Below are 24176 nucleotides of genomic sequence, written 5' to 3'. Positions count from 1 at the left end.
CGAGAGTGGAAAGTGAGAAGTCCCATGGTCGACAGGCGTACCGAGTTATCCCAGCTCCGCGGTGCCTTCGCGGAGTGTGTCGCGGGTAGGGGCGCAACGGTGCTGGTCACCGGTGGGCTGGCCGGCGGCAAGAGCACCCTCCTGCAGGCGTTCGCGGACGAGGCGGCCGGGCAGGGCGCGATCCTGCTCACCGCGACCGGGACGAGGCTGGAGCAGGGCGTGCGGATGGGTGTGGTGTGGCAGCTGCTCGGCTGCGCCCCACTGCCCGACGGCGTGCCCGAGGGCGTGGCCGGCCTGATCGACGGGGACGGCGACGGGGAGGCCGCCGATGTCCGTGCCGTGCACGACCTCTGCGGTGTCCTGCTCGGCCTGGCCGCGGCCGCCCCCCTGGTCGTCGTGGTGGACGACCTCCAGTTCGTCGACGACGCGACCCTCCAGGTGCTGACGACCCTGCGCCGCCGCGCCCGTGCCGCGCGGGTCATGCTCGTGCTCGGTGAGTGGGACCGGCCAGGGATGGCCCGGCCGCTGGCGGTGGCGGAGCTGACCAGGGCGGCTCACGTTGACGTGCGGCTGGGCCCGCTGCCCGAGTCGGCCGTCGCCCGGATCGTGGCCGGTGCCCTCGAACCGAAGGCCGCCGCCATGCTCACCCCCGCACTGCACGCGCTGAGCGGCGGGAACCCGGCGCTGGTGCACGCGTTGGTCGCCGACTTCCGGGACCTGGACCCCGGCACGGACCGGCCGGTGCCGGGTCCCGCGTTCCGGCGGGCCGTCCTGGACTGCCTGCACCGGTGGGACCCGGACCTCCTGCGGGTGGCGGGCGGGCTCGCCGTGCTCGGCGGGCACGCCGGTGCCGAACTGGTCGCCGAGCTGCTCGGCATGCACGCCGCGCTGGCCGCCCAGCTCGTCGACGTGCTGTCCTGCGCCGCCATCGCCGACGGCTGGCGATTACGTCACCCGGCGATCACCGCGACGGTCCTCGGCGCCCTGCCGCCCGACAGCGCCGCCGAGCTGCACGCCCGCGCCGCCGAACTGCTCGACAAGCACGGTGTGGACGCCGTCGGCGTGGCACGCCACCTCGTCGCCGCCGACACCGCGCCGGGACAGTGGGCGGTGCGCGTGCTGCGCCAGGCCGCCGAACAGGTCACGGTGGACGACGCGGCACTGGCGGTGAAATGCCTCGATCTGGCGCTGCGCGCCACCGGGGACGAGAAGGACCGGACGGCGCTGCGTGCCGCGCTGGTGCGGATCGCGTGGCGGGTGAACCCCTCCTCGGGTGCCCGGCACCTGCCGCCGCTGCGGGACGCGTTGCTGGCCGGGAACCTGGCGTGGCGCGACGCGGTCCCGGTGATCCGGCACCTGCTGTGGCAGGGCGACCTGGGGGCCGCGATGGACCATCTGGTCGTCGCGTCGGCCACCGCCGGGCCCCTGGATGTGCGCACCGCCGCCGAACTGCGGCTCACCTGCGAGTGGATCTACGGGTCGCTGCGCGACCAGGTTCCCGCCGAGGCGCACGCCCTCCTGACGGCCCAGGAGAAGGCCGCGTCGGCCAACCCGTGGGTGCACACCGCGCTGCTGCACCGGGCGTGGGCCCGGGGCTCGGCACGGGAGGTCGTGCCCAGGGCCGAGCACGTGCTGCAGGGCCGGGTCGGGGACGTCCCGCCGGAGGTCGTGGCGACCGCGCTGCTGGCCCTGGACGACGTGGACCGGCCGGAGCGGGCGATGCGCGCGTCGGCCGCGCTGGCCGACGAGGCCACCCGTCATGGCGCGACGACGGGGCGGGCGCTGCTGAAGTGCGTTGCCGCCGACACCGCGCTGCGCCGCGGTGACCTGGTGGCCGCCAGGGCGAAGGCGACCGAGGCGCTGGGCATGCTGACCGCGCAGAGCTGGGGCGTGCTGATCGGGTACCCGCTGTCGGTGCTGATCCTCGCCGAGACCGCGATGGGCAACACCGAGCAGGCGACCGCGCTGCTGTCACGTCCGGTGCCCGAGGCGATGGCGGCCACCACGTTCGGCGCGCGGTACGCCCACGCCAGCGGGCACTGCCACCTCGCGGCCGGCCGCACCCTGGCGGCCCTCGAGGAGTTCGAGCGGTGCGCGAGCTGGGCGCGCGGTCGTGAGCTGGACGTCCCTGCCGCCGCGCCGTGGCGGGGCGACCTGGCGCAGGCGCTGCAGCGGCTGGGACGGCACCGGGAGGCCCGGGCGTACGCGACCGAGCAGCTCAACCGCGCCAGGACGCCGGGCGGCACCCGAGGGGTGGGCATCGCGCTGCGGGTACTGGCCTCCTGCAAGGACGCGAAGGACCGCACGGTGTTGCTGAACGAGTCGGTCCGGCACCTGGAGCGCTGCGCCGACCGGTTGGAGCTGGCCAGGTCGCTGGCCGAGTTGAGCCGGACCCACCAGGAGCGCGGTCAGCTCGCCAGCGCCAGGATGGTGCTGCGCAAGGTGACCCAGCTGGCCAAGGTGTGCCAGGCCGGCCTGCTCGCCGACGAGGTCGTGCCCGCGCCCGTGCAGGAGGCGCGGACCGGCTTCGACAGTGACGCCGTCTGCGCGACGTCGCTGTCGGCGGCCGAGCGCAAGGTCGCCGAGCTGGCAGCGCACGGTCACACCAACCGGGAGATCGGACGGCGGCTCTACATCACCGTGAGCACGGTGGAGCAGCACCTGACCCGGGTGTACCGCAAGCTGAACGTGACCAGGCGCACCGATCTGCCGACCGAGTTGCCGCCCGCTGTCGCGGAGACCCGGACCCGCGTGGCCCTGTCCCGGTGACCCCCGGGTCAGGCGGCCCCGAGCGCTGCCCGGATCAGGCCGAGCACCTCGGGGACGTGGCGGTCGAGGTAGAAGTGGCCGCCGGGAAAGACCTTCAACGCGAAGGGGCCGGTGGTGTGCTCCTCCCAGCGGCGGACCTCGTCCACAGTGGCCTTCGGGTCGCGCTCGCCGACGAGGGCGTGGATCGGGGCGGAGACCGTGCGGCCCGGCTCTCCCCGGTAGGTCTCGACGGCGCGGTAGTCGCTGCGGATCGCGGGCAGCACCATGCGCAGGAGTTCCTCGTCCTGCATGACCTTGGCGTCGGTGCCCGACAGCGACCGGATCTCGGCGACGAGGCCGTCGTCGTCGCGAAGGTGGACGCGCTCGTCGCGGACGGTGCCGGGGGCGCGGCGGCCGGAGACGATGATCGAGTGCGGCCGCACGCCATCGGCCTCGAGCCGGGTGGCGATCTCGAACGCCAGAACGGCGCCCATGCTGTGCCCGAAGAGGGACAGCGGCTTGTCGGCGACGCGCGCCACCTGGGCGGCGAGCAGGTCGGCGAGCTCGGTGATGGTCGCCACGCACGGCTCGGTGCGGCGGTCCTGCCGCCCCGGGTACTGGGCGGCGAGCACGTCGACGGTGGGGGCGAGGCTCCCCGCGACGCCGAAGAAGTAGCTGGCCGACCCACCGGCGTGCGGCAGGCAGACCAACCGGTGCGTGGCGTCCGGCGCTGTGTGGTACCGGCGCAGCCACAGGTCGGTCGCCGGGGCGGTGTGGGTCATGGTCTCGTTCCCGTCCATTCGGTCTGCGGGGCAGGTGCGCCTTGCCGGACGGGCACTCGCGCCCGGTCCGCACGTGCCAACGTGCGGCGCGCGGCCGGTCCGGCACAACCCCTGGCCGGCCCGTCCGGTGGTTTCGCGTGGCCCGATCGCGTCCGATCGGTGCCGGTAGGGGTTGTTGCTAGGGGCACGGCGTCGGTTTCGTTGGCCGAGGGCACCGGGGCGGTCCGGGCCGGGAGTCGTGTGCGGGAGCGGTGGATGGCAACGGACACAATCGAACGGACGCGGGCGCAACTGGCGGTGTGGCGCGAGTACGTCGCCGCCGCGGGCGAGCAGGGCGATCCCTACGCGGTCCTGCTGGGAGCGCCGGAGAACCCGTACCCCCTCTACGAACAGATCCGCGCGCGGGGCCCGGTCTCGCGCAGCGCGCTGGGCACCTGGCTGGTGCCCGACCACGCTCTGGCGGGCAAAGTGCTGCGGGACCGCCGGTTCGGCGTGCGCATGGTCTCCGGGGAGCGCGCGCCGCAGTCGGTCGAGTTCGACAACTCGATGCTGGGCATGGACCCGCCCGACCACAGCAGGCTGCGCAAGCTGACGATCCACGCGATCAACCCGGGCCGGATGGAGTCCTGGCGGCCGAGGATCGAGCGGTTCTGCGACGAACTGCTCGACAGGGTCCTCGCCGGGCCCGCCCGGTTCAACTTCATGACCGCCTTCGCCCAGCAGTTGCCCATGTACGTCATCGGCGAGCTGATCGGCGTGCCGCGCGAGCACCAGCCGGAGATGTTCGCCCTGACCCGGCGGATGATGCACCTGGTCGACGGGGAGCCGTCGCTGGAGCTGGTCGAGGACGTGTCCCGTTCCACCGCGCAGATGCACGCGATCTTCGCCGACATCATCGCAAGGCGGCGCGCCGACCCGGGTGAGGACCTGGTGTCGGACCTGCTGCCCGCCCTGGCCGAGGAGCACCTGTCGATGGCGGAACTCGTGCCGCTGCTGGCGTTTCTCACCCTCGGCGGCGTCGAGACCACGGTCAACCTGATCGCCAACGCGCTGCACCTGATGCTGGAGCACCCCGACCAGTGGTCCGCGTTCCGCGACGACCCGTCGCTGGCGCCCGCGGTGATCCAGGAGACGCTGCGGTTCGAGACGCCAACCCAGCAGTACCGGCGGGTCGTCCAGGAGGAGCTGGAGATCGGCGGCGTGACGCTGCCGGTGGACAGCCAGCTGGCGATCCTGGCGGGCGCGGCCAACCGCGACCCCGGTGTCTACCCGGACCCCGAGCGGTTCGACGTGTTCCGGCCCAGGAGCCGGGAGCTGCTGTCGTTCTCCCTTGGCATCCACTTCTGTCTCGGCGCGGCGCTGGCCCGGCTGGAGGGCGAGGTCGCGCTGGCCGCGGTCGCCGACAGGCTGCCCGACGTGCGGCGGATCGGCCCGATCCGCCGCCGCAAGTCCTACATCATCCGCGGAATGCTGCAGTTCCCGGTCGCGGTCCGCTGACCACCCGGCGTGAATGAGGTCCCCATGGCTGACGAGAAGACCCTTCGCGACTACCTCAAGCTGGTCACCGCCGATCTGCGCCGGACAAAGCAGCGCCTGCGCGAATGGGAGGACGGCGACACCGAGCCCATCGCCATCACCGGCATGGCGTGCCGCTACCCGGGCGGCGTCGAGTCACCGGAGGACCTGTGGCGGCTGGTCGCGTCCGGCGGCGACGGGGTCGGACCGTTCCCCGACGACCGCGGCTGGGACCTCGACGCGCTGTTCGACGCCGACCCCGACTCCCCGGGCACCAGCTACGCCTCCCGGGGCGGGTTCCTGTCCGGCGCGGCGGAGTTCGACCCGGTGTTCTTCGGGATCACCCCGCGCGAGGCGCTGGCGATGGACCCGCAGCAGCGGCTGCTGCTCCAGACGTGCTGGGAGGCGTTCGAGCGGGCGGGGATCGACCCGACCTCGTTGCGCGGCAACCGGGTCGGCGTGTTCGCGGGCACCAACGACCAGGGCTACCTCTCGGTGGCGGGCGCCTCCCCCGACGAGACCGAGGGGTACCTGCTGACCGGCGGCGCCTCCGCCGTGGTCTCCGGGCGCGTCGCCTACACCTTCGGTCTCGAAGGGCCCGCCGTCACGATCGACACGGCGTGCTCGTCGTCGCTGGTGGCCCTGCACCTCGCGGTGCAGTCGTTGCGGCGGGGCGAGGTGACCATGGCGCTGGCGGGTGGGGTGACCGTGATGGCCACGCCGGGCGTGTTCACCGAGTTCAGCAAACAGCGCGGTCTGGCCGCCGACGGCCGGTGCAAGCCGTTCGCGGACGCGGCCGACGGGACCGGCTGGGGCGAGGGCGCCGGGGTGCTGCTGGTGGAACGGCTGTCCGACGCGGTCCGTGCCGGCCGGCCGGTGCTGGCCGTGGTGCGGGGTTCCGCGGTCAACTCCGACGGCGCGTCCAACGGCCTGACCGCGCCGAACGGACCGTCGCAGCAGCGGGTCATCCTGCAGGCGTTGGCGCTGGCCCGGCTTTCACCGTCCGATGTGGACATGGTGGAGGCGCACGGCACCGGCACGCGGCTTGGCGATCCGATCGAGGCGCAGGCCATCCTGGCGACCTACGGGCAGGCCAGGAACTCGCCGGTGTGGCTGGGATCGGTGAAGTCCAACATCGGGCACACGCAGTCGGCGGCCGGGGTCGCCGGGGTGATCAAGGCCGTCATGGCGTTGCGGCACTCGACCATGCCCGCGACCCTGCACGTCGACGCGCCGACGTCGGCGGTCGACTGGTCGGCGGGCGCGGTGTCGCTGCTCGCGGAGTCCCGGCCGTGGCCCGCGGGTGGGACACCCCGGCGGGCCGGGGTGTCCGCGTTCGGCGTGAGCGGGACCAACGCGCACGTCATCATCGAGGAAGCACCGGCGGTCGAGGCCGCCGAGCCGGACGCGGTGCCGGGTGCGCCCGCACCGCTCGTGGTGTCGGCGGGGTCGGCCGAGGCGCTGCGGGAGCAGGTCGAGTCCGTTCGCGCGCTCACCGCACCCGTGGCCGATGTGGCGTTCTCGCTGGCCACCACCCGGGCGCGGTTGACGCACCGTGCCGTTCTGGTGGGGGACGACCTGGTCGACGGTGCGGTGGTGCCGGGCGGTCTGGCGTTCCTGTTCACCGGTCAGGGTGCCCAGCGGATCGGGATGGGGCGGGAACTCCGCGAAACGTTCCCGCTTTTCGCGCGGGCCTGGGAGGAGGTGTGTGCGCGGTTCGACCGGGTCCCGGTCGACGACGAGGAGTTGCTGAACCGGACCGATGGTGCGCAGGCCGCGATCTTCGCGCTGGAGGTCGCGCTGTTCCGGTTGCTGGAGTCGTGGGGCGTCCGCCCGGACTTCCTGCTGGGGCACTCGATCGGTGAGATTTCGGCCGCACACGTCGCTGGGGTCCTGTCGTTGGACGACGCCTGCGCCATGGTCGCTGCTCGTGGCCGGTTGATGGCTGCTTTGCCTTCGGGTGGGGCGATGCTGGCGGCGGAAGTGTCCGAAGAGGACGTTCCGGCTGGTGTCGACCTCGCGGCGGTGAACAGTGCGACGTCGCTGGTGGTGTCGGGTACCGAGGCCGAGATCGACGCTCTGGAGGAGCGTTGGCGTGCCGAGGGGCGGCGGGTCAAGCGGCTTGTCGTGTCCCACGCGTTCCACTCCAGGCTGATGGAGCCGATGCTCGCCGACTTCGCCACCGTCGCGGCGTCCTTGTCCTACCACGAACCCCGGATTCCGTTGCCCGGCGCGGTGACCGACCCGGCGTACTGGGTGCGGCAGGTGCGCGACACCGTCCGGTTCGCCGACGGGGTCGCGTGGCTGCGCGAGCAGGGCGTGACGTCGTTCCTCGAACTGGGGCCCGATCCAGTGCTGTCCGCACACGTCGAGGACTCCGCCGCGGTGCTGCGCGGTGGGCGCGACGAGGCCGCGACCCTGCTCACCGCCGTCGGGGGCGCCTGGGTGCGCGGCGCGACCGTCGACTGGACCCAGGTGGTTCCCGAGGGCAGGCGCGTCGACCTGCCCACCCATCCCTTCGCTCGCCTGCGGTTCTGGCCCGCCCCCGCCGTGCGGCGGGGCGACGTGGCCGACGCCGGGCTCGGCGTGACCGACCACGCGCTGCTCGGCTCCGGCATCGGGGTCGCGGGCGGCGACGACTACCTGTTCACCGCCCGGCTGTCCGCGCGTGCCCAGCCGTGGCTGGCCGGGCACGACGCCGTGCCCGGCACGGCGTTCGTCGAACTCGCGATCCGGGCCGGCGACCAGGTCGGCTGCGGGCACCTCACCGAACTGGCCGTCGACACCGCGCTGCCGTTCCCGGCAGCTGGTGCGCTCCAGGTGCAGCTGCGGGTGGACGCCCCCGACGCGGCCGGCCGCCGGGCGTTCACCGTCTACGCCCGCGCCGAGGACCCGGGGACCGACCGCGGCTGGTCCGGCCGCCCGTGGGCCCCGCACGCCCGCGGCGTGCTCGCCCCGCAGGACCGGGCCGCCGAACCCGCCTGGACCACCACCGAGAGCGCCGTCGAGGTCGCCCTGCCCGACGGGGAACGTCCCGATCGTTACGGCCTGCACCCCGCCCTGCTCGACGCCGCCTTCGACGGCGCAGCGGCCACCACCTGGTCGGGCGTCACCCTGTGGGCGGCAGGCGCCACCGCGCTGCGCGTACGGCTCACCCCGGTGGGCGGGGACGCGGTCGCCGTCCTCGCGGTGGACGCCGATGACCGGCCGGTGCTCTCCGCCGACCGCGTCGTCCTGTCCACCTGGGACCTTCCGGCCGCTGCGACGGGCGCCGACGACCTCTACCGCGTCGAGTGGCGCGAACGCACCGTCGCGCCCGCACCGGCGCGGGCGGGCGAGCGCGGGTTCCGTGCGCTGTTCGACGAGACGATGCTGCACCGCGTCCAGGTCGCCGACCGGGGTGTGGCGGTGGCCGAGCCGTACAGCGCCGACCTGCGCCGCGGCGTCCAGAGCGTGCTCTCCGTGCTCCAGGACTGGCTGGCGAGCACCGGCACCGAGGACCTGGTGATCGCGACCAGGGGCGCGGTCGCCGTCCGTCGCGACGATCCCGCTCCCGACCCGGTGGGCGCGGCCTGCTGGGGCCTGGTGCGCTCCGCCCAGGCCGAGCACCCGGGCCGCATCGTGCTGGTCGACACCGACGGCGAGGTGGACGCCGCCGTCCAGATCGCCGTCGCCACCGGGGAGCCCGCGGTCGCGTTGCGCGGGACCAGTCTGTTCACCCCCCGGCTCTCCCGCGTGTCCACTCAGGACAACGTGCCGTTCGTCGTCGATCCCGGGCGGGCCGTCCTGATCACCGGCGGCACCGGCATGCTCGGCGGCCTGCTCGCCCGGCACCTGGTCACCGCGTACGGCGTCCGCGAGCTGGTGCTGACGAGCCGCCGGGGCCCGGACGCCGACGGCGCGGCCGAGCTGACGGCCGAGCTGACCGCACTCGGCGCCGCCGTCGTCGTCGCGTCCTGCGACGTCGCCGACCCGGTCGCGCTCGCCGCACTCCTCGCCGACCACCCCGTCGGCGCGGTCTTCCACACCGCGGGGGTGGTCGACGACGGCCTGGTCGCCACGCTCGCGCCGGAAGCGCTCGACCAGGTGTTCGCGCCCAAGGCCGACGCCGCGCTCACCCTCCACGAACTGACCGCCGACGCCGACCTCACCGCGTTCGTCCTGTTCTCCTCGATCGCCGGCACGATGGGCAGCCCCGGCCAGGGCAACTACGCCGCCGCCAACGCCGTCCTCGACGCGCTCGCCGCCCGCCGCCGCCAGGCCGGGCTGCCCGCGCTTTCCCTCGCGTGGGGCCCATGGGACACCGAAGGCGGCATGGTCGGTGCGCTCGCGGACGCCGACCGCGCCCGCATCGCCCGCTCCGGTCTCCCGCCGCTGGACCCGGCGCACGCGCTCGCCCTGCTCGACCAGGCCCTGCGCCTCGACCACCCCGCCGTCGTGCCGGTCCGGCTGAACCCGGCAGGCTTCGGCGGCAGCCCACCGCACCTGCTGCACGAGCTGATCCGGCCGGTCCGGCGGGGCGCAGGCGCGGCGGGCCCCCGCCTGACCGCGCTGTCGGCGGCCGACCGCCGCGCCGCCCTGCTGGACCTCGTCCGCACGACCGCCGCCGCCACCCTCGGGTTCGCCTCGGCGGACGACGTCGTCGCCGACCGGCCCTTCGCCGAACTCGGCGTGGGGTCGCTGGCCGCCGTCGAACTGCGCAACCGGCTCGTCGCCGCGACCGGCGTCGCGCTGCCGACGACCGTCGTCTACGACCACCCCACCCCCGACGCCCTCGCCGACCGCCTGCACCGCGACCTCGGCGGCGGGACGACCGAGGCGACCGCCACCGCGCTCGCGGCCGACGAACCGATCGCGATCATCGGCATGGCCTGCCGGTTCCCCGGCGGCGTCGCCGGGCCCGAGGACCTGTGGCGGCTGGTCGCCGACGGCGTCGACGCGCTGCGCGAATTCCCGGCCGACCGTGGCTGGGACATCGGCGCGGTCACCGCCGCGGGCGCCACCCCCGTCGGTGGCTTCGTCGACGACGCCGACCGCTTCGACCCGGCCTTCTTCGCCATCAGCCCCCGAGAGGCGCTGGCGATGGACCCGCAGCAGCGCCTGCTGCTGGAGACCTCGTGGGAGGCGGTCGAGCGGGCGGGCATCCTCCCGGCGTCCCTGCGCGGCAGCCGCACCGCGGTGTTCGTCGGCGGCGCCAACTCCGCCTACGGCTTCGGCCAGTTCGACCTGCCAGAGGGCACCCGGGGCCACATGCTCACCGGCGCGGCCACCAGCGTGCTGTCCGGCCGCGTCGCCTACGCGTTCGGCCTGGAGGGCCCCGCGCTCACCGTCGACACGGCGTGCTCGTCCTCGCTGGTCGCCCTGCACCTGGCCGTGCGCGCCCTGCGCGCGGGCGAGGCGACGATGGCGCTGGCGGGCGGCGTGACCGTGATGACCAACCCGGCGATGTTCGTCGACAGCGGGCAGGTGGGCGCGCTCGCCCCGGACGGCCGCTGCAAGGCGTTCTCCGCCGCCGCCGACGGCACCGGCTGGGGCGAGGGCGTCGGCATGCTGCTGGTCGAGCGGCTCTCCGACGCGGAACGCAACGGGCATCCCGTACTCGCGGTGGTCCGCGGCTCCGCGATCAACTCCGACGGCGCTTCCAACGGGCTCACCGCGCCCAGCGGCGCCGCCCAGCAGCGGGTCATCCGGGCTGCACTGGCCGACGCCGGACTCGCACCGTCCGAAGTGGACGCGGTGGAGGCGCACGGCACCGGCACCGCGCTCGGCGACCCCATCGAGGCCGGTGCCCTGCTCGCCACCTACGGGCAGCACCGGGAGCGGCCGCTGCGGCTGGGCTCCATCAAGTCCAACATCGGGCACACCCAGGCCGCGGCGGGCGTCGCCGGGGTGATCAAGATGGTGCTGGCCATCCGGAACGGGACGCTGCCATCGACACTGAACGTCGAAGCGCCCTCGCCGCACGTCGACTGGTCCGCCGGGGACGTGGAGCTGCTCACCGGCACCGTGCCGTGGCCGGCGACCGGCCGCCCGCGCCGGGCCGCGGTCTCCTCGTTCGGCATGAGCGGCACCAACGCGCACACCGTCATCGAGCAGTACGACGCCCCGCCCGCCGCGCAGGCCCCGCCCGCGGCCCCGGCGGCCGGGGACGGGCGGCTGCCATGGGTGCTGTCGGCCCGCACGGCGCCCGCGCTGGCGCGTGCGGCCCGCCGCCTGCTCGCCGCCGGGCCGCACGCCGACGCCGACACCGCCAGGGCGCTGGCCACCACCCGCACCGCCTTCGAGCACCGCGCCGTGCTCACCGGCCCCGACCGTGACCGGCAGCTCACCGCGCTCGCCGAGGACCGCACCAGCCCCGGTCTGGTGCGCGGCACCGCCAAGCCGGGCAAGGTCGTGTTCGTCTTCCCCGGTCAGGGCTCCCAGTGGACCGGCATGGCCCGCGAGCTGCTGGCGACCTCGCCGGTGTTCGCGCAGAAGGCCGCGGAGTGCGCCGACGCCGTCGAACGGCACGTGGACTGGCCGGTCCTCGACGTCCTGCGCGGCGTCGAGGGGGCACCGTCGCTGGACCGGGTCGACGTCGTGCAGCCCGCGCTGTTCACCGTGCTGGTGTCGCTGGCGGCCGTGTGGCGGTCGCTGGGGGTCGAGCCGGACGCGGTCATCGGCCACTCCCAGGGCGAGATCGCCGCCGCGCACGTCGCAGGCGGGCTCGACCTGGCCGACGCCGCCCGGATCATCGCACTGCGCAGCAAGGCCGGGGCCGGTCTGGTCGGCCGGGGCGGGATGACCTCCGTCGCCGCGACCGCGGAGCGGGTCCGCGCGTGGCTGCCCCGGTGGGACGGCAGGCTGTCCGTGGCCGCCGTCAACGGGCCGGAGTCCGTCGTGGTGGCGGGCGACCGCGACGCCCTGGACGACCTGGAAGCGCTGTGTGGGGCGGAGTCCGTGCGCACCAAGCGGGTCCCGGCGGCGTGGGCCGGGCACTCGGCCCAGGTCGACCTCATCCGCGACCACCTGCTCGACGTGCTCGACGGCATCCGCCCCGGCACCGCGGCCGTGCCCATGATGTCCACTGTGGACGTCGGGTGGATCGACACCGCGACCATGGCCGCCGAGTACTGGTACCGCAACACCCGCGAGACCGTGGAGTTCGAGGCCGGGGTGGCCGCACTGGCCGCCGACGGCCACCGGTTCTTCGTCGAGATCAGCCCGCACCCGGTCCTGCTCGGCGCGGTCGGCGACGTCGGCGAGGCCGTGTCGGCCGACCTCGTCGCCGTCGGCTCGCTGCGCCGCGACGACGGCGGACCGGACCGGCTGACCGGCGCGTTCGCCGAGCTGTACGCCAACGGCGCCCCGGTCGACCTCGCGGCCCTGACCGGCACCGGTGCGCCCGTCGACCTGCCGACCTACCCGTTCGGCCGGGACCGCTACTGGCTCGACGCGCCCGCCCCGGCCGCCGCCGACCCCGCCGAGGCCGCCTTCTGGGACGCCGTCGAGCGCGGCGACCGCGACGGCCTCGCCACGACCCTGTCCGTCCCCGCCGACGCCGCCGCCGACCTGCTGCCCCCGCTCGCCACCTGGCGCAGGAGCAAGCGCGGCCAGTCCATTGTGGACAACTGGCGCTACCGGGTCGACTGGCGGCCGGTCCGGCCCGCGGGCGCGGCCCTGTCCGGCTCCTGGCTGGTCGTCGGCGACCCCACCGACGACCGCACCGCCCGGTGTGTCGCCGCACTGACCGCCGCGGGCGCGGTCGCCACCGCGGTCCCGGTGTTCGAGCCGGGCACACCGGTCGACGGCGTGCTGTCGCTGCTGGCGTTCGACGCCGAGGACGATTCCGGCGTGCCGCGCGGCACCGCCGCCACCCTCGGCCTGGTCAACGCCCTCGTCGCCGCCGACGTCCGCGCACCGCTGTGGCTGGCGACCGGCGGCGCGGTGGCCACCGCACCCGACGACCGGATCCACGCCGCCGCGCACGCCCAGGTCTGGGGCCTGGGCGTGGTGACCGCGCTGGAGCGCCCCGAACTGCGCTGCGGCCTCGTCGACCTCCCCGAGACCCTCGACGACCGGGCGCTCGCCGACCTCGCCGCCGTCCTCGCCGACGGCACCGAGGACCAGGTCGCCCTCCGCCCGGCGGGCGTGCTCGCCCGTCGCCTCGTCCGTGCCGTGGCGGGACCGGCGCCCGCGTGGCGGCCCGAGGGGACCGTGCTGGTCACCGGCGGCACCGGCGCGCTCGGTGGTCGCGTCGCCCGCTGGCTCGCCGCGAACGGCGCGACCCGGATCGTGCTGACCAGCCGCTCCGGCCCGGCCGCGCCAGGAGCCGGCGCGATCGTCGCCGCCTGCACCGAGGCCGCGCCGGACGTGCCCGTGGTGGTCGAGGCGTGCGACACCGCGGACCGGTCCGCCGTCGCCGACCTGCTCGCCCGCCATCCCGTCGACGCCGTCGTGCACACCGCGGGCGTCACCCAGACCACCGCTCTGGCCGACCTCGACGCCGCCGCGCTGGCTCACGTACTCGCGGGCAAGATCGCGGGCGCGGAGATCCTCGACGAGCTGACCGACGGCCCGCTGGTCCTGTTCTCCTCGGGTGCGGGCGTGTGGGGCAGCGCCGGCCAGGCCGCCTATGCCGCGGCCAACGCCCACCTCGACGCCATCGCCAGGCGGCGCGCGGACCGTGGCCTGCCCGCCACCGCGCTCGCCTGGGGCGGCTGGGCCGGTGGCGGCATGACCGACGCCGCCACCGCCGCCCGCCTCGGCGACCGGGGCCTGCGCACCATGGACCCGGACCTGGCGCTGCTGGCGCTCGCGCAGGCCGTCGGCGCGGGGGAGACCGCGCTGACCGTCGCCGACATCGACTGGCCCGCCTTCCTGCCCACCTACACCGCGGCCCGCGGCCGACCCCTGGTCGGCGAGATCCCCGAGGTCCGCGCCGCGCTGACCGAGGCGGAACCCGACGACGAAGCCGGGACCGACCTGCGGCGGCGGCTCGCGGAGATGGCAGAGGCCGACCGCGCGCCGTTCCTGCTCGACCTGGTGCGCGCCGAGGCGGCCGCCGCGCTCGGCTACGCCGACCCGTCCGCCGTCGAACCCGACCGGGCGTTCCGCGACCTCGGCTTCGACTCGGTCACCGCCGTCGCGCTGCGCAACCGGTTGCGCGCGGCCACTGGCCGCGGGTTGGCGACCTCGGCGGTCTTCGACCACCCCACCGCGACCGCCCTGTCGGCGCACCTGCTGGCCGATCTGCTCGGCGAACGCGGCCCGGTCCGCGACGCCACGGCCACCGTCGCCTCCGACGAGCCGATCGCCATCGTCGCCATGAGTTGCCGCTACCCCGGCGGGGTCACCTCGCCGGACGAGCTGTGGGACCTGGTCAGCGCGGGCGGTGACGCCGTCGGCGACTTCCCGGCCGACCGCGGCTGGGACCTGGAGAACCTGTTCCACCCCGACCCCGACCACCCCGGCACCTCCTACACCTCCCAGGGTGCCTTCGTCCACGACGCGGCCGGTTTCGACGCCGGGTTCTTCGGCGTCAGCCCCCGCGAGGCCGTCGCCATCGACCCGCAGCAGCGGCTGCTGATGGAGGCGGGCTGGGAGGCGTTCGAACGTGCCGGGGTCGACCCCGGCACGCTGCGCGGCAGCCGCACCGGTGTGTTCGTCGGCGCGTCCTTCGCCGGGTACGGCGTCGGCGGGCGGCCCGGTGGTGAGGCCGAGGGCTACTTCCTCTTCGGTTCCGGGACCGCGGGCACCTCCGGGCGGGTCTCCTACACCTTCGGGCTCGAAGGCCCTGCGGTCACCGTCGACACGGCGTGCTCGTCGTCGCTCGTGGCCATCCACCTCGCCTGCCAGTCGCTGCGGGCAGGCGAGTGCGACATGGCCCTGGCCGGCGGTGTCGCCGTGCTGGTGTCGCCGGTGTCGTTCACCGAGTTCAGCAGGCAGCGCGGCCTGGCCGCCGACGGCCGCTGCAAACCGTTCGCCGCCGGGGCCGACGGGATCGGCTGGGGCGAGGGCGTGGGCGTGCTGCTGGTCGAACGGCTCTCCGACGCGCGGCGCAACGGCCACCCGGTGCTCGCGGTGATCCGCGGTTCCGCGGTCAACCAGGACGGCGCGTCCAACGGCCTGTCCGCCCCCAACGGCCTCGCGCAGCAGCAGGTCATCCGCCAGGCGCTGGCCAACGCCCGGCTCCAACCGTCCGAAGTGGACGTCGTGGAGGCGCACGGCACCGGCACCACCCTCGGCGACCCGATCGAGGCGGACGCGATCATCGCCACCTACGGCCAGGACCGGGACGAGCCGCTGTGGCTGGGCTCGGTGAAGTCCAACATCGGCCACACCAGCTCGGCCGCCGGCGTCGCCGGGGTGATCAAGGCGGTCATGGCGCTGCGCCACGGCGTCCTCCCGCGGACGCTGCACGTGGACGAACCCACGCCCGAGGTCGACTGGTCGGCGGGCGCGGTGTCGCTGCTGACCGAGTCCCGGCCGTGGCCGCGGACCGGCCACCCGCGCCGGGCAGGCGTTTCGGCCTTCGGCGGGACCGGCACCAACGCCCACGCCGTCATCGAGCAGTACGACGCCCGGCCCGCCGAGGCCACGGCGGAACCCGGCGGGGACGTCCCGTGGGTGCTCACCGCCAGGAACCCCGCCGCCCTGCGCGACCAGGCGCGGCGGCTGGCCGGTCACCTGGAGCGCCACCCGGAGACGACCGTCGGGGAGGTCGCCAGAGGGCTGGCCGCGCGGCCGGTGTTCGAGCACCGGACCGTCCTGCTCGGCCGTGACCGTGACGCCCTGCGCGCCGCGCTGACCGCCGTCGCCGCCGACCAGGAACCGGCCGCCGCGGTGACCGGGGAGGCCGGAACGGGTAGGACCGCGTTCGTGTTCCCCGGCCAGGGCTCGCAGTGGGCGGGCATGGCCGGTGAGCTGATGGCGACCTCGCCGGTGTTCGCCGACAGCGTCGACGCCTGCGAGCGGGCACTCGCGCCGCACGTCGACTGGTCGCTGCGCGAGGTGCTCGACGGCGCCGCGCTGGATCGCGTCGACGTCCTCCAGCCCACCCTGTTCGCGGTGCTGGTGTCGCTGGCCGCGGTGTGGCGGTCGCTCGGCGTCGAGCCGGACGCGGTGATCGGGCACTCCCAGGGGGAGATCGCCGCCGCCTGCGTGGCAGGCGCGCTGTCGCTGGCGGACGCCGCCGCCGTCGTCGCGCTGCGTGCCAAGGCGATCACCGCACTGTCCGGGCTGGGTGGCATGGTGGCGGTGCCACTGGCCGCCGACGCCGTGCGGGACCGGCTGGCGGGCCGGGACGGGGAACTCGCCGTCGCCGCCGTCAACGGGCCCGCCGCCACCGTCGTCGCCGGTGACGCGGACGCGCTCGACGAACTGCTGGCCGACCTGGCCGCCGACCGCGTGCGGGCCAAGCGCGTCCCCGTCGACTACGCCTCGCACACCGCGCACGTCGAACGCATCCGCGACGAGCTGCTCACCACCCTCGCGGGCATCCGGCCCCGCGCGGCCACCGTCCCCTTCTGGTCCACAGTGGACTCCTGCTGGCTGGACGGCACCGGTCTCGACGCCGCCTACTGGTACCGCAACCTGCGCCAGACCGTCGAGTTCGAACGCGGCGTGCGTGCGTTGGCGCAACAGGGTTTCCGGTTCTTCGTGGAGACCAGCCCCCACCCCGTGCTCACCGCCGCCGTCACCGACGCCGACCTGCCCGGCACCGTCGCCATCGGCACGCTGCGCCGCGACCAGGGCGGCCGCGTCGCCCGTTCCGCCGCCGAGTACTTCGCGGCCGGCGGCCGGGTCGACCTGGCCGCCCTCACCGGCACCGGCCCGGTCGCGGACCTGCCGACCTACCCGTTCCAGCGCACCCGGTACTGGCTCGAGCCCGCCGTCGCGGGCCCGGTCGCCGACGGCGGCCACCCACTGCTGGAGACCACGGTGGCGCTGGCCGACGGCGGGGTCGTCGCCACCGGCACCCTGTCGATCCGCACGCGGCCGTGGCTGGCCGACCACGCCGTCCTCGGCGCGATCCTGTTCCCCGCCACCGGGTTCCTCGACCTCGTCCGGCACGCGGGCGCCGAGGCCGGCTGTCCCGCCGTCGACGAACTGGTCCTGGAGGCCCCGCTGGTGCTCGCCGAGCGCGACACCGTGCGGCTCCAGGTGACCGTCGCGGCGCCCGACCGGGACGGCCGCCGCGCCGTCGCGGTCCACGCCCGCCACGACAACGAGAACGACAACGAGAACGAGAACGACAACCCCGCCGCCTGGACCCGGCACGCCACCGGCACCCTGGTCGCCGACTCGTCCGCCGCGGGAGACCCGGTCCCCGAGTGGCCGCCGCCGGGCGCGACCCCGGTCGACGTCGACAGCTTCTACCGGGGCGCCGCCGAGGCCGGTTACGGCTACGGACCGGCGTTCCAGGGCATGCGTGCCGCCTGGCACCACGACGGCGAGCTGTACGCCGAGGTGGCACTGCCCGAGGACCTGCGCGGCGAGGGCGGCTACGGCCTGCACCCCGCCCTGCTCGACGCCGCGCTCCACGGCATCGGCATGGCGCGTGCCCTGCGCGACGGCAACGGCTTGGACCGCCCCGCCGAACTCCCGTTCTCCTTCACCGGTTTCGCTCTGCACGCGCACGGCGCGACCGCCCTGCGGGTCCGGCTGGCCGCCGCGCCCGACGGCACGGTCGCCGTGCGGATGACCGACGAGACCGGTGCGCCCGTGCTCACCATCGACGCGCTGGCGTGCAGGCCCGCCGCGGCCGATGTCGCCGGGGCGCGGCGCGGCTCCGGCGAATCGCTCTTCGCCGTCGACTGGAGCCCGGTCACCGCGACCGCCCCGCCGGTCCGCGTCACCCTGCACGGCCCCGACCCGCTCGGCGTCGGTGCCGCCGACCCGGACGCCGACGTGGTGCTCGCCCAGTTCACCGGTCCGGCCGACGCACTGACCGAGGTGCTGGCGCTGCTCCAGAGCTGGTCGACGGACGAGCGCACGCTCGTCGTCGTCACCAGGGGCGCGGTCGCCGCGCGACCGGGGGACACCGTCCCCGACCTGGTCCACGCCCCCGTGCACGGCCTGGTCAGGTCGGCGCAGTCGGAGCACCCCGGCCGGTGCCTCCTGGTCGACCTCGACGACGACCCGGCCTCGCTGACCGCGCTGCCCGCCGCCATCGCCGCCGCGGGCGCCCAGGGCGAACCGCAGATCGCCGTCCGCGCGGGCGTTGCGCTGGCCCCGCGCCTGGTTCGCCTGCCACGGCGGACCGTCACCACGGCGGCGCGCCCGGCCGCCGGGACCGCGCTGGTGACCGGTGCGACCGGCACGCTCGGCGCGGAACTGGCGAAGCACCTGGTGCGGGTCCACGGCTACCGGCGGCTGGTCCTCACCAGCCGCAGCGGCGCGGCCGCCCCCCGCGCCGCCGAACTCGTGGCCGAGCTGGCCGAACTCGGCGCGCAGGCCACGGTGGTCGCCTGCGACGTCGCCGACCGCGCCGCTCTCGCCGACGTCCTCGCGGCCGTACCGCCCGAGCATCCGCTGACCGCGGTCGCCCACACCGCCGCCGTGCTCGACGACGGTGTCGTCGCCGCACTCACCCCCGAGCGCCTGCACCACGTGCTCGCACCGAAGGCGCGGGGCGCGCTCAACCTCCACGAGCTGACCCGGGACGCGGACCTGGAGATCTTCGCCCTGTTCTCGTCCGCGGCAGGGGTTCTCGGCGGCGCGGGACAGGGCAACTACGCCGCCGCCAACACCCATGTCGACGCCCTCGCGCAGCACCGTGCCGCCATCGGCCTCCCCGCCGTGTCCCTGGCCTGGGGTCCGTGGGCGCAGCGGTCGGCGCTGACCGGCGACCTCACCGACGCCGACCTGCGCCGTCTCGCCCGCCACGGCCTCATCCCCATGGCCACCGAGGACGGGCTCCGGCTCTTCGACGAGGCGCTCACCGCGGGCCACGCGCTCGTGGTGCCGATGGGTTTCAGCCCGGCGGCGCTGCGGGCCGGGGGCGCCGAGGTGGCACCGCTGCTGCGCGGGCTCGTCCGCACGGGCGGCGCCGCGTCGGCGGCCGGTTCGGCGGAAGCGTTGCGCCGCAAGCTGACCGCCGCGCCGGACACCGAACGTGGCCGCATCCTGCTGGACCTGGTGCGCACCCAGACCGCCATCGTCCTCGGCTACGGCAACCCGGGGCTGGTCGACGCCCGCCGCGGGTTCGTCGAACTCGGCCTCGACTCGCTGACCGGTGTCGAGCTGCGCAACCGCCTCGCCCGCGGCACCGGTCTGCGGCTGCCCGCCACCACGGTGTTCGACCACCCCACCCCCGAAGCCCTCGCCCGGCACCTGCGCACCGGCCTCGAACCGCGCGCGGCAGGCGCGGGACCGGCCGCCCTCGCCGAACTGGCCCGGCTGGAGCGGGCGCTGGCCGGGATCGCCCCCGGCGGCGCGGAACTCATGGCCGACAGAGGGACGCTCACCACCCGGCTACGGGCGTTGCTCGACCGGCTGACCGACACCCCCGCAGAGCACACCGAGCACGCCGAGGTGCCCGACAGTCTCGACTCGGCCACCGCCGAGGACCTGTACACGCTTCTGGACCAGGAGTTCTCGAAGTCCTGACCGGTGCGGAAGGAGATCCACCCATGGCGAACGACGAGAAGCTCCTCGGCTACCTCAAGCGGGCCACGACGGAGTTGCGCGAGGCCAACCGCAAACTGCGGGAGGTGCAGGACCGGGACACCGAGCCGGTGGCCGTGGTCGGCATCGGCTGCCGCTACCCCGGCGGTGTGCGCTCACCGGAGGACCTGTGGCGGCTCGTCGCCGACGGGACCGACGCCCTCACCGGCTTCCCCGGCGACCGGGGCTGGGACCTCGCCGCGCTCACCGGCGCCCGCGCCGCCGCGGGCGGGTTCCTCGACGGGCCGGGCGAGTTCGACCCGAACTTCTTCGGCATCTCCCCGCGCGAGGCCACCGCCATGGATCCCCAGCAGCGGCTGATGCTGGAGATCTGCTGGGAGGCCGTCGAACGCGCGGGCATCGACGCACGGACCCTGCGCGGCAGCCGGACCGGGGTGTTCGCGGGCTGGATGTACAGCGACTACGCCGCCAGCCTCGACGCCGCGCCCGAGGTGTTCGACGGTTACGTCAGCACCAGCAACGCGAGCAGCGTCCTGTCCGGCCGCGTCGCCTACACCCTCGGACTGGAGGGCCCGGCGATCACCGTCGACACCGCCTGCTCGTCGTCACTGGTCGCCATGCACCTGGCCGCCAAGGCGCTGCGCGACGGGGAGTGCGCCCTCGCGCTGGCGGGCGGGGTCACCGTCATGGCGAGCCCGCTGATGTTCTCCGGGTTCGAGTTCGACGAGGGCATGGCCGCCGACGGGCGCTGCAAGTCCTTCGCCGCCGCGGCCGACGGCACCGGCTGGGGCGAGGGCGCTGGCGTGCTCCTGCTGGAACGCCTGTCCGACGCGATCGCGGGCGGTCGCCGGATCCTGGCCGTCCTGCGCGGATCCGCCGTCAACTCCGACGGGGCGTCCAGCGGGCTGACCGCGCCGAACGGGCCTGCTCAGCAGCGGGTGATCGAGCAGGCATTGGGGCGGGCCCGGCTCGCACCGTCCGATGTGGACATGGTGGAGGCGCATGGCACCGGCACCCGGCTGGGTGACCCCATCGAAGCCCAGGCGCTGCTGGCCACCTACGGCAGGCACCGGGTGGACGGGCCGCTGTGGCTCGGCTCGGTCAAGTCGAACATCGGCCACACCCAGGCCGCCGCGGGCGTCGCCGGGGTGATCAAGGTGATCGGCGCGCTGCGCTCGGGTGTCCTGCCCCGCACCCTGCACGTCGACGAGCCGACCCCGGTCGTGGACTGGTCCTCCGGCGCGGTGTCGCTGCTGACCGAGGAACGGCCGTGGCCGGAGACCGCCCGCCCGCGCCGCGCCGCCGTGTCGGCGTTCGGGGTCAGCGGCACCAACGCGCACGTCATCGTCGAACAGGCCCCCGAGACCGCCGCCGAAACCCCTGAGCCTTCCGTGCGTCCCGCCGTCCTGCCGTGGCTGGTGTCCGGCGCGTCCACGGCCGGACTGCGCGGCCAGGCCCGGCGGCTGGCGCCCGCGTTGTCCGGCGGGCACACCGACCTCGACCTCGCCCGTTCGCTCGCCACCACCCGCACCCCGCTCGACCACCGCGCCGTCGTCCTCGCGGGCGACCGGGCACAGGCACGGGCAGGTCTGGCCGCGCTCGCGGCGGGCGAGGAGTCCGGCGCGGTCGTCACCGGGACCGTGAGCGGTGGGGGAGTGGCGTTCCTGTTCACCGGTCAGGGCGCGCAGCGTGCCGGGATGGGCACGGGACTGCGCCGTGACTTCCCGGTCTTCGCCGAGGTCTTCGACGACATCCTCGCCCGGCTCGGCGGCGTCCCGCTCGACGACCCCGGCGCGCTCGACCAGACCCGCAACGCCCAGGCCGGGCTGTTCGCGCTGGAGGTGGCGCTGTTCCGGCTGCTGGAGTCGTGGGGCGTCACCCCGGACTTCCTGCTCGGGCACTCCATCGGCGAGGTCGCCGCCGCCCACGTCGCGGGGGTGCTGTCGGTGGACGACGCCTGCGCGCTGGTCGCCGCGCGTGGCAGGTTGATGCAGGACCTGCCGCCTGGTGGGGCGATGCTGGCCGCGGAAGTGTCCGAAGAGGACGTTCCGGCCGATGTCGACGTCGCGGCGGTGAACGGTCCGGCTTCGCTCGTGGTGTCGGGGCTCGAGGAGGAGATCGCGGCGCTGGAGCAGCGGTGGCGGGCCGAGGGTCGCCGGGTGAAGCGGCTCGCGGTATCGCACGCGTTCCACTCGCGGTTGATGGAGCCGATGCTGGCGGAGTTCGCCGAGGTCGCGCACTCGCTGACCTACCACGCCCCGCGCATCCCCGTCGTCCCCGCCGCGGCCGGGGGCGACGTCACCGACCCCGGCTACTGGGTCCGGCAGATCCGCGGCACCGTCCGGTTCGCGGACGGCGTCCGGCGACTGCGCGAGCGGCACGCCGCGACCTTCGTCGAGATCGGGCCGGACGCGGTCCTCGCCACCCACCTGGACAGCGCCGTGCCGATGCTGCGCGCGGGCCGCGACGAGACCGCGTCGGCCCTGCGTGCCCTGTCCGAGCTGCACGTCGACGGCGCGGACGTCGACTGGGCCGCCGTCTTCGCCGACTGGGGCGGCACCACGGTCGATCTGCCCACCTACGCGTTCCAGCGCACCCGCCACTGGCCTGCCCGCGCCACCCCGCCCGCCCGCGACTGGCACTACCGCACGCACTGGACCCCGGTGACCGCCACGACCGATGCCCGCCTCACCGGCACCTGGTGGATCGTCGAGCCCTCCGGCGCCGGGGACGTGGCCGCCGCCTGCGCCGACGCCGTCACCCGGCACGGCGGCACCGCCGTCCGGATCACCGGCCTCGACGGTCTTGCGGACCGGACCGGCAGCCCCGATGCCGTGCTGTCCCTGCTGGCGCTGGACGACCGCCCGCACCCCGGCCACCCGCTGCTCACCACGGGGCTCGCCGACTCGCTGGCCCTGATCCGGACCGTCGGCGCCCCGTTGTGGGTCGCCACCGCCGACACCCCCGGCGACCCGACCGCCGCGGCCGTCGCCGCCCTCGGCCGCGTCGCCGCGCTGGAGCACCCCGACCGCTGGGGCGGGGTCGTCGCCCTGCACGGCGTCCCCGACCCGGCCGCGCTCGCCGCCGTCCTGGCCGGTGCCGAGGACCAGGTGGCGATCCGCCCGGAAGGGACGGTCGCACGCAGGCTCGTCCGTGCCGAGGGCACCGGGCCGCGCGGCGACTGGCGCCCGCACGGCACCGTCCTGGTCACCGGCGGCACCGGCGCTCTCGGCAGGCACACCGCGCGCTGGCTCGCCCGCCAGGGCGCCGACCACGTACTGCTGGTCAGCCGGGCCGGGGACCAGGCGCCCGGCGCCGCCGACCTCGTCGCCGAACTCAACTCCCTCGGCGCCAAGGCCACCGTCGCCGCCTGCGACGTCGCCGACGCGCAGGCCCTGCGTGCCCTGCTCGCCGCCGTCCCAGCCGAACACCCGCTCACCGCCGTCGTGCACGCGGCCGGGACCGGCGACCTCACCCCGCTGGCAGCCACCGGCACCGACCGGCTCGCCGCAGTCCTGGCCGCCAAGGCGCAGGGCGCCCGCCACCTCGACGCCCTGTGCGGTGACCTGGAGGCGTTCGTCCTGTTCTCCTCGGCCGCCGCCACCTGGGGCGGCGCGGGCCAGGGCGCCTACGCCGTCGCGAACGCCGCCCTCGACGCCGTCGCCGAGAGCCGTGCCGCCCGCGGCCTGCCCGCGACCGCCATCGCATGGGGCCCCTGGGCCGGTCCCGGCATGGGCGAGGGCACCACCGGCGAGGCCCTGCGCCGTCGCGGCCTGCCACCCATGCAGGCCGAACCCGCTCTCGCGGCCATGAAGGACGCCGTGGACAGCGGCGACCCGTGCGCCACCGTGGCCTGCGTCGACTGGGCCAGGTTCGCCCCAGCCTTCACCGCCCGCAGGCCCAGCCCGCTGCTGGCCGACCTGCCGGAGGCCGCCACCGGCGAACGGGAGACCGAGGTCGATGACGCCGCACTGCGCGCCGACCTGGCGGCACTGCCGGAGTGGGAGCGCAGGGAGCGGCTCGCCGAGGTCGTCCGCGCCCAGGCCGCCGTCGTGCTCGGGCACGCGGGCGCCGCCGAGATCGAACCGGGCCGGCCGTTCCGCGACCTTGGCTTCGACTCGCTGTCGGCGGTGCGGCTGCGCGACCGCCTGCGCGCCGCCACGGGACTGCCGGTCGCCGCGACCGCCGTCTTCGACCACCCGACACCCGCCCGGCTCGCCGAGCACCTCTTCACCCACGTGACCGCCCCCCTGGTCACCGGCGGTCCTGCCGAGTCCGGCGCCGACGCCGAGGTCCGGCGGACGCTGGCCGCGATCCCGGTGTCCCGCCTGCGCGAGGCCGGCCTGCTCGACCTGTTGCTGCGCCTGGCGTCCGGCGCGGAAGAACCGGCGCCCGCCGCGGCCGATTCGCTCGACGACATGGACGGCGAGAGTCTGCTGCGGCTGGTCGCCGCCGGAGAGGTGCACCAGTCATGAGTGGAGCCCGCGGAACGAATCAACAGACACAGGGCGACCGCGAGCG

The 24176-nt window shown here is 75.5% G+C and carries 5 protein-coding genes; 4 read left to right on the top strand and 1 reads right to left on the bottom strand.

The window, feature by feature from the left end:
* Positions 1–24 precede the first annotated feature (24 nt).
* Entirely contained in the window at positions 25–2769 is a 2745-nt protein-coding gene (locus ACFPCV_RS05175) for an AAA family ATPase (protein WP_378054839.1), read from the top strand.
* 8 nt (positions 2770–2777) lie between these two features.
* Here the strand turns inward: ACFPCV_RS05175 and ACFPCV_RS05170 are convergent, their stop codons facing one another.
* On the bottom strand, positions 2778–3530 hold the full coding sequence (locus ACFPCV_RS05170) for a thioesterase II family protein (protein ID WP_378054838.1): 753 nt from the start codon (positions 3528–3530) through the stop codon (positions 2778–2780).
* 255 nt (positions 3531–3785) lie between these two features.
* On the opposite strand from ACFPCV_RS05170, the gene ACFPCV_RS05165 reads away from it, so the two are divergent.
* From ACFPCV_RS05165 to ACFPCV_RS05155, 3 genes are read left to right on the top strand one after another with little or no spacing between them, the layout of a single operon-like run.
* Positions 3786–5027 carry a cytochrome P450 gene (locus ACFPCV_RS05165; RefSeq protein WP_378054837.1) on the top strand — a complete coding sequence of 414 codons (1242 nt, stop codon included), beginning with the start codon at positions 3786–3788 and terminating at the stop codon, positions 5025–5027.
* A 24-nt stretch (positions 5028–5051) separates the two neighbouring features.
* Complete coding sequence (locus ACFPCV_RS05160) at positions 5052–19637, top strand: type I polyketide synthase (RefSeq protein ID WP_378054836.1); 14586 nt, start codon at positions 5052–5054, stop codon at positions 19635–19637.
* A 23-nt stretch (positions 19638–19660) separates the two neighbouring features.
* Positions 19661–24130: a type I polyketide synthase gene (locus tag ACFPCV_RS05155; protein WP_417281550.1), complete on the top strand. Its 4470-nt coding sequence runs from the start codon at positions 19661–19663 to the stop codon at positions 24128–24130.
* The last annotated feature ends 46 nt before the right edge of the window (positions 24131–24176 follow it).

The organism is Actinophytocola glycyrrhizae (genome assembly GCF_042653545.1).
GTDB lineage: Bacteria > Actinomycetota > Actinomycetes > Mycobacteriales > Pseudonocardiaceae > Actinophytocola > Actinophytocola glycyrrhizae.
Note: the sequence above shows the minus strand (reverse complement) of the source record. Positions and strands in the feature narration are given on the sequence as shown.

Excerpts from the sequence above, each read along its gene's own strand:
- ACFPCV_RS05175 (WP_378054839.1), top strand. The coding sequence starts at position 25 with ATGGTCGACAGGCGTACCGAGTTATCCCAGCTCCGCGGTGCCTTCGCG.
- ACFPCV_RS05170 (WP_378054838.1), bottom strand. The coding sequence starts at position 3,530 with ATGACCCACACCGCCCCGGCGACCGACCTGTGGCTGCGCCGGTACCAC.
- ACFPCV_RS05165 (WP_378054837.1), top strand. The coding sequence starts at position 3,786 with ATGGCAACGGACACAATCGAACGGACGCGGGCGCAACTGGCGGTGTGG.
- ACFPCV_RS05160 (WP_378054836.1), top strand. The coding sequence starts at position 5,052 with ATGGCTGACGAGAAGACCCTTCGCGACTACCTCAAGCTGGTCACCGCC.
- ACFPCV_RS05155 (WP_417281550.1), top strand. The coding sequence starts at position 19,661 with ATGGCGAACGACGAGAAGCTCCTCGGCTACCTCAAGCGGGCCACGACG.